Source organism: Methylosinus sporium (assembly GCF_003113265.1).
Classification (GTDB): Bacteria; Pseudomonadota; Alphaproteobacteria; order Rhizobiales; family Beijerinckiaceae; genus Methylosinus; species Methylosinus sporium.
In genome coordinates this window covers 1-8,297 of record NZ_PUIV01000051.1, presented here as the reverse complement: position 1 = coordinate 8,297, position 8,297 = coordinate 1, and the positions used below count along the sequence as shown (strand labels likewise).

General features: G+C 64.5%; 5 protein-coding genes. 4 read left to right on the top strand and 1 reads right to left on the bottom strand.

The features are described from left to right. The first annotated feature begins 124 nt into the window (after window positions 1-124). Complete coding sequence (locus C5689_RS17990; RefSeq protein ID WP_108918616.1) at window positions 125-2,839, top strand: valine--tRNA ligase; 2,715 nt, start codon at window positions 125-127, stop codon at window positions 2,837-2,839. A 220-nt stretch (window positions 2,840-3,059) separates the two neighbouring features. Here the strand turns inward: C5689_RS17990 and C5689_RS18440 are convergent, their stop codons facing one another. After that, window positions 3,060-3,203: a hypothetical protein gene (locus tag C5689_RS18440; RefSeq protein ID WP_158271835.1), complete on the bottom strand. Its 144-nt coding sequence runs from the start codon at window positions 3,201-3,203 to the stop codon at window positions 3,060-3,062. 413 nt (window positions 3,204-3,616) lie between these two features. Here C5689_RS18440 and C5689_RS17980 point away from each other — a divergent pair, with 413 nt between their 5' ends. From C5689_RS17980 to polA, 3 genes are all read left to right on the top strand, one after another. Beyond that, window positions 3,617-4,309 (top strand): S24 family peptidase, encoded by a 693-nt coding sequence (locus C5689_RS17980; protein WP_244594783.1) that lies wholly within the window; start codon window positions 3,617-3,619, stop codon window positions 4,307-4,309. Between the two features lie 129 nt (window positions 4,310-4,438). After that, window positions 4,439-4,606 (top strand): hypothetical protein, encoded by a 168-nt coding sequence (locus C5689_RS18665; protein WP_018267973.1) that lies wholly within the window; start codon window positions 4,439-4,441, stop codon window positions 4,604-4,606. A gap of 319 nt (window positions 4,607-4,925) precedes the next feature. Further along, entirely contained in the window at window positions 4,926-7,904 is a 2,979-nt protein-coding gene (gene polA, locus C5689_RS17975) for a DNA polymerase I (protein WP_108918613.1), read from the top strand. Window positions 7,905-8,297 lie beyond the last annotated feature (393 nt).

Below are 8,297 nucleotides of genomic sequence, written 5' to 3'. Positions count from 1 at the left end.
GGCAATGCCGCTCCCGCTCCGGGCCCTCGCTCTTTCGACCTTTCCGTCGCGCGCCCCGGCCCCTCACCCCGACCCTCTCCCCGTGAACGGGGAGAGGGAGCAGTTCCGAGCCTCCCCCATGCCCATGGAAAAGACCTTCGACCCCTCGACCATCGAAGCGCGGATGCGCGAGCTCTGGGAAGAGGCGGGCGCCTTTCGCGCCGGCCGGCCGGAGCGCGCCGGCGCGAAGCCCTTTTCCATCGTCATTCCGCCGCCGAATGTCACCGGCTCGCTGCATATGGGCCATGCGCTCAATAATACGCTGCAGGATATTCTCGCGCGCTATCATCGTATGCGCGGCGACGACGTTCTGTGGCAGCCGGGCACGGATCACGCCGGCATAGCGACGCAAATGGTGGTCGAGCGCAGGCTGATGGAGCGCCAGCAGCATCGCCGCGAAATGGGCCGCGCCAAATTCTTGGAAGAGGTGTGGGCCTGGAAGGCGGAGTCGGGCGGCGTCATCGTCGAGCAGCTGAAGCGGCTCGGCGCCTCCTGCGACTGGTCGCGCGAGCGCTTCACGCTGGACGAAGGGCTTTCCCGCGCCGTGGTGAAAGTCTTCGTGCAGCTCTATCGCGATGGGCTCATCTATAAGGACAAGCGCCTCGTCAATTGGGACCCGAAGCTGCTGACCGCCATCTCCGATCTCGAGGTGCAGCAGATCGAGGTGAAGGGCCATTTGTGGCACTTCAAATATCCGGTGGTCTATCACGACGGCCAGACGACCGGCGAGTTCATCACCGTGGCGACCACGCGCCCCGAGACCATGCTCGGCGACACGGCGGTGGCCGTGCATCCCGAGGATGAGCGCTACACCAAGCTCGTCGGCAAGAATGTACGCCTGCCTTTGGTCGGTCGCCTCATCCCCATTGTCGCCGATGAATATTCCGATCCCGAGAAGGGCACAGGCGCGGTGAAGATCACCCCCGCGCATGACTTCAACGATTTCGAGGTCGGCCGCCGGCACGGTCTGCGCCTCATCAATGTGCTCGACGCCGAAGGCGCCGTGACGCTGAAGGACAATGCGGATTTCTTCGAGCATGTCGCGCCCTCTCCCGAGCTCGACATGACAGTCGCCGCTCTGCACGGCCTCGACCGCAACGCCGCCCGCGCGCGCGTGGTGGCGATGATGGAGGAGCATGAGCTGCTCGCCGAAGTGTCGGACCATAAGCATATGGTGCCGCATGGCGACCGCTCCGGCGCCGTGCTGGAGCCGCGCCTCACCGATCAATGGTATGTCGACGCCAAGACTCTGGCGCAGCCGGCGCTCGCCGCGGTGCGCGAGGGCCGCACCAATTTCGTGCCGAAGAATTGGGAGAAGACCTATTTCGATTGGCTCGAGAACATCCAGCCCTGGTGCGTGTCGCGCCAACTGTGGTGGGGCCATCGCATACCGGCCTGGTATGACGAGGATGGCAATGTCTTCGTCGAGGACAGCGAGGAAGCCGCCTTCGCCGCCGCGCGCGCGAAGCACGGACGCGACGTGGCGCTGACGCGCGACGAGGATGTGCTCGACACTTGGTTCTCTTCCGCGCTCTGGCCCTTCTCGACGCTCGGCTGGCCCGACGAGACGAAGGAGCTCGATCGCTATTATCCCACCAATGTTCTGGTGACGGGCTTCGACATCATCTTCTTCTGGGTCGCCCGCATGATGATGATGGGCCTCTATTTCAAAAAGGAGGTCCCCTTCCACGACGTCTACATTCACGCCCTCGTCCGTGACGAGAAGGGCGCGAAAATGTCGAAGTCGAAGGGCAATGTCATCGACCCGCTGCACCTCATCAATGAATATGGCGCCGATGCGCTGCGCTTCACCCTCGCGGCCATGGCGGCGCAAGGGCGCGACATAAAGCTCTCGACGCAGCGCGTCGAAGGCTACCGCAATTTCGCGACCAAGCTGTGGAACGCCTCGCGCTTCGCCGAGATCAACGGCTGCGCGCGCGTCGCTGGATTCGATCCGAAGAATAATCAGATCACGCTCAATCGCTGGATCGTCAGCGAGGCCGCGCGCGCTTTCGCCGATGTCGCCGGCGCGATCGAGGCCTATCGCTTCAACGATGCGGCGGGCGCGGCCTATCGCTTCGTCTGGAACGTGTTCTGCGATTGGTATCTGGAACTCGCCAAGCCCCTGCTGCAAGGCGAGGACGGCGCCGCCAAGGACGAGACGCGCGCCACCACGGCGTTCATTCTCGATCAGACTTACGCGCTGCTGCATCCCTTCATGCCCTTCATCACCGAGGAGCTGTGGGGCGTCAAAGGTTTCGAAGGCCCCGCGCGGGAAACGCCGCTGGCGCTGGCGCAATGGCCCGATCTTTCCGGCCTCGAGGACGCCGCCGCGGAGGCGGAAATCGGCTGGATCGTTGATCTCGTCTCCGAAGTGCGCTCCGTGCGCTCGGAGATGAATCTGCCCGCCGGCGCGGAAATTCCTCTCACACTCGTCGGCGCCGACGCTGATGTGCAGTCGCGCGTGACGCGCTGGGACGAGACGCTGCGCAAGCTCGCGCGCCTCTCGCAGATCGGCTTCGTCGACGCGGCGCCCAAGAGCAGCGCGCAGTTGATCGTGCGCGGCGTTCTCGCCGCCATACCGCTGGAAGGCGTCATCGATTTCGCGGCGGAGAAGGTGCGTCTCGCCAAGGAGACCGCCAAGCTCGAAGGCGAGGCGAAGAAGATCGAGGCCAAGCTCGGCAACGCCGATTTCGTCGCGCGTGCGCCGGAGGAAGTGGTGGAGGAGAATCGCGAGCGCCTCGAGGAAGCGCGCGCGCGCATCGAGAAGCTGACGGCGGCGGCGAAACGCCTCGGCTGAAAAGGTCGTCACTTCGGCCGGAAAATCTCTCGTGGTCTGCGTCAGATGAATTGACGTGTCTCGAGAAGCGAGCCTTCGGGCTCGCTCTTTTAAAGTCTCTTCAGTTCCGAGGAAGCAGACCGCCGGAATCTTTCCGTGAAACACGGAAAGATTCCGGCCTCTTGTTGCGACGCGATTCTAACGCCGAACCGGCGGCCACTTCGGCCGGCGCCGCTCTAGACTAATCGGCGAAGTAAGGAGCGCCGGTTCCGAGCGCGGCTTCGCGCACTATGTCGTCGACGGCGCGCCGTACAGTCTCGTCGATCATCGCCGGCCCATCCCGCCCTATTGCGTAGATGGCGTCGTCGACATTGCGCTCGACCATATGCGAGAAAAGCGCGTCCGGTCGCTCGCGTCCCAGTCGCGCGAGGGATAGGTCTCGCAAAGCGATAGCGAGCTGTGCGCGCGTCGCCGATAGCATTCTCGCCAGAGACAAAGCGAGCGCGAACTGCCGTTCGCCCGATATCCCCTCCGCTCCGCCGTAGCACGCGGCTCCCGACGTCTTCCTTGCCACATTGTCATTGCCGAAAGCGAAGCCTTTTCCGGCGGCGATGCGACGGTTCCAGCGTCCAGACAATTCCGCATCACATGCGGAGGCTGGGCGGATGAAGTCTCTCCAACTGCAAATCATGGGCGCAACAAGCCACGCGGTGACACGCCACATCCGGCGTGTTAACCGTAAACGGAAACGAACTCTGCGCCGAAAATCCCGCATCCGCGCGCCCCTGTCAAGCATATATGAGAGACTGTGTGCCGGAAACGAAGAAATATCCCGTATTCGATAGATCCGGCCTCGCGCATAGATTGGGGCAGGCCGTCGAGGTCGCGGGCGGCCCGGCGAAGATTTTGCGAGACGCGGGCGTCACTTCCTCCACTTACAGCCGCTATCTCAATGGCGAGACCGAAGCCTCGGCCGAGAAGCTCGGCCGCATCGCCGAGGTGACGGGGGTCTCGCTCGACTGGCTGGTGCTCGATCGCGGCGCTCCCATATTCGAGGCCGGCGCGCCGCCGGCAATTCCGCTCGGCCCGGATATGGCGCAAATCCCGCCGCTGCGAATCGGCGAGGAGCTAGAGGGCGAAATCGGCGGCGGCCAGCGGCTCGCCTTTCCGCGCGCTCTGCTGCGACGTCTCGGAACCGAGATCGAGGCGCTCGAATTTTTGCGCGCGCGCGGCGATTCCATGCGCCCGACGATAGAGGATGGCGCGATCGTGCTGATCGACCGCTCGCAGCGGGACGTCATCGGCGACGCCGTCTATCTCGTCTCGCTCGACGACGGCCCGCTGATCCGTCGCGTGCGCCGCAATGTCGACGGCGCGATCACGCTGATCTCCGACAATCGCGCCTGCTACGAGCCCGAGAGGCTGGAGCGCGCCGACGCCGAGCGTCTGCGCGTCCACGGCCGCGTCCGCTGGACCGAAACGCTGCTCTGACGCCGAGCGCGCGTTGGACCCGCGCCCTTCCGCAAATTGGCTGTTTCTCGGCCGCGGCGGCCTCGCCATCGTCAGCATGGCCGAGCCATCGGCCCTGAGAGAAACAAGCAAAAACCATCGGAGGGAACAATGGCGTTGAACGTTCATGGCGGGACCAATTACGGCAAGATCGTCATATGGGCGGTCGGCCTCGTCGCCTTCGTCGCCGTCGCGCTGACGAAGGTTCCAGAATGGATTTCCCCCAAGAGCGCGAGCGTGACCGGCGACACCGGCGCCACCACGCGCATGATCAATTGAGGAACGCGCGGCGAGCCGCAATTCATCTGAATTCGTCTCGTTTCGCTTCGCCCCGCGCGCCCGAGCGGGGCGATTTTTTTGCGCGCGCGGCGCTGGACCCCTCGCCGCTCGCCGATTGGCGGTTCAATCGCGCCACGGAGACATTACCGTCGGCGCTGTAAGTGTGACGATCCCGACTGCCTCGCCGGCTTCGGCCGCGCGAGGCCCTTTTGCCTGCGCTCTGCCGAGCCGGGGGTATCCATGCCGAGGGATCGGGGCTATCTTGCGTGCGCCCTTTCCGCCCTCTCTATGAGGGCCTAGCGTTCATGCTCCTCGCGCGATGACTCTCACACATAAGCCCGTCGGTCCCGACAGCCGCGTCTTCCTCGTCGACGGCTCGTCCTTCGTCTTTCGCGCCTATTTCCAGTCGATACGGCAGGACGCGAAATATAATTATCGCACGGACCGCCTGCCGACCGGCGCGGTGCGGCTGTTCTGCGCCAAGCTGTTTCAGTTCATCCGCGAGGGCGCGGCCGATCTCACGCCGACGCATCTCGCCATCATCTTCGACAAATCGGAGAACTCCTTCCGCAAGGAGATCTACCCGGACTACAAGGCGCATCGTCAGGACCCGCCCGACGATCTCATTCCGCAATTTCCGCTGATGCGCGCCGCCGTGCGCGCCTTCGGCCTGCTGCCGATCGAGCAGGACGTCTATGAGGCGGACGATCTCATCGCCACTTACGCCAAAGAGGCGCGGGCGCGCGGCGCCGATGTGCTGATCGTCTCCGCCGACAAGGATCTGATGCAGCTCATCGACGATAAAGTGTCGATGTATGATCCGGCTTCGGGCGCGCGCGAGGAGCGGCGCATCGGCGTCGCCGAGGTGGTCGATTATTTCGGCGTGCCGCCGGAAAAGGTCGTCGATGTGCAGGCGCTGGCCGGCGATTCGACGGACAATGTGCCGGGCGCAAAGGGCATTGGCGTGAAAACCGCCGCGCAGCTCATCAATGAGTACGGCGATCTCGACACGCTGCTGGCGCGCGCCGGCGAGATCAAGCAGCCCAAGCGCCGCGAGACGCTGACCGATCCCGCGAGCGTCGCGCTGATCCGCACGTCGGAGAGACTGGTGAAGCTCGTCGACGACGCGCCGCTGGAGATTCCGCTCGACGATCTCGGCCTGCATCAGCCGGACGGCAAGACTTTGGTCGCCTTTCTGCAGGCGATGGAGTTCACGCAGCTGACGCGCCGCGCCGCGGAGACCTATGGCGTCGAGGCGAATGAGATCGAGCCGGACCCCGCCTTTGTCGGCCCGGCGGGATGGCGTGCGCGCAATGGCGAGGTCGCCGAGACGCCCGCTTTGCCCGCGCCCGAGGCCGCCGCGCCCGCCGGCCCAACGGGAGAGAAGGGTGCGCTCTCGCCGGCCGCGCTCGCCGAGGCGCGGCGCGAGCAAGGCGTCGCGACCAAGATCGATCGATCGCTCTATGAGACGGTGACGACGATCGAGCGTCTCGACGCCTGGATCGCGGAAGCCTTCGCCATAGGCGTTGTCGCGATGGATACGGAGACGACCTCTCTCGATCCCATGTCCTGCGATCTCGTCGGCGTCTCGCTGGCGACGGCGCCAGGACGCGCCTGCTATATTCCGCTGCAGCATGTCGCGCCCACCGGCGCCGATCTGCTCGGCGGCGATCCGCCGCCCGTGCAAATTCCCTTTGCGGAAGCGCTCGCGCGCTTGAAGCCGCTGCTGGAAGCGCGCGGCGTGCTGAAGATCGCGCATAATATGAAATATGATCTCCTCGTTCTGGCCTGCTGCGGCATCGATGTCGCGCCGATCGAGGACACGATGCTGATCTCTTATGTGCTCGACGCCGGCCGTAATAATCACGGCCTCGACGAGCTTTCGAAGAAGCATCTCGGTCACGAATGCATTCCGTTTTCGGCCGTCGCCGGCTCCGGCCGCACATTCATCGGCTTCGCGCGCGTGCCGCTCGACAGAGCGACCGAATATGCGGCGGAAGATTCCGATGTCGCGCTGCGTCTGTGGCGCGCGCTGAGACCGCGCCTTGCCGCCGAGCATATGACCAGCGTCTATGAGACGCTGGAGCGCCCCATGGTGAGTGTGCTCGCCAAAATGGAGCGGCGCGGAATCGCGATCGATCGCAATATTCTCTCGCGCCTCTCCGGCGAATTCGCGCAGGATATGGCGCGGCTCGAGGCCGAGATCCACGAGCTCGCCGGCGAGAGCTTCAATCTCGGCTCGCCCAAGCAATTGGGCGATATTCTCTTCGGCAAGATGGGCCTGCCCGGCGCCAAGAAGACCGCGACCGGCGCCTGGTCCACCTCGGCCAGCGTGCTCGACGAATTGGCCGAGAGCGGCAATACATTCGCCGCGCGCATATTGGATTGGCGGCAGCTCTCCAAGCTCAAATCCACTTACACGGATGCGCTGCCCACTTTCGTCAATCCGACGACACATCGCGTCCACACATCTTACGCGCTCGCCGCGACGACGACGGGGCGGCTCTCCTCGTCCGACCCCAATCTGCAGAACATCCCCGTGCGCAACGAGGCCGGGCGCAAGATTCGCACGGCTTTCGTCGCCGAACGCGGCAATGTGCTCATCTCGGCGGATTATTCGCAGATCGAATTGCGGCTGCTCGCGCATATCGCCGATATTCCGCAATTGCGGCAGGCCTTCGCGGATGGAATCGACATTCACGCGATGACGGCGAGCGAGATGTTCGGCGTGCCGGTGCAGGGCATGCCGTCAGAAGTGCGACGCCGCGCCAAGGCGATCAATTTCGGCATCATCTATGGCATTTCCGCCTTCGGCCTCGCCAATCAGCTCTCCATTCCGCGCGAGGAGGCGGCCGCCTATATCAAGCGCTATTTCGAGCGCTTCCCCGGCATTCGCGACTATATGGACAAGACCCGCAAAGCCGTGCGGGAGAACGGCCTCGTCACCACCATCTTCGGCCGCAAATGCCATTTCCCGCGCATCGGCTCCTCCAACGCCTCGGAACGCGCTTTCTTCGAGCGCGCGGCGATCAATGCGCCGATCCAAGGCGCGGCCGCCGACATCATCCGCCGCGCTATGGCGCGCATGGACGAGGCTCTCGCGCATGAGCGGCTGAGCGCGCGCATGCTGCTGCAAGTGCATGACGAGCTGGTGTTCGAGGCGCCGAAGGAAGAGGCCGAGGCGACGATCCGCATCGTCAAGCGCGTGATGGAAGAGGCGCCGCATCCGGCGGTGGCGCTCTCCGTGCCGCTGGAAGTGGAAGCCCGCGCCGCGCAGAATTGGGACGAGGCGCATTGATCGCGCGCGGGGCGCGCGAAAGCGCCCCGCCGCGTCGCGCAGGTGATGCAAGGTCGTTCGGGACGCCGCGGCCGCCGTCGGCCAGGGCCTTTGTATTCAAAGACGCATCGGAAGCTTTGGCGTCCCGAAACGCGGTTCTGCCCCTCCTCTGCTCCGCCTCCGGGCCCAGGGTTGTTTTCCCATTTCGGTAGTCTATCCCCGCGCGAACCTCGGATATTCGGCCGGCTTTTGCATTTGTTCCCAAATGCCTCCGCACGAAGGAGAAGCCGCGCCGGCGGAGTGGCGTCGAGCGCGTGAACGAGGGTAGCCGTCCCGCCTCTCTCGAAACCCGCCGGCGAGAGCTTCAATCTCGGCTCGCCCAAGCAATTGGGCGATATTCTCTTCGGCAAGATG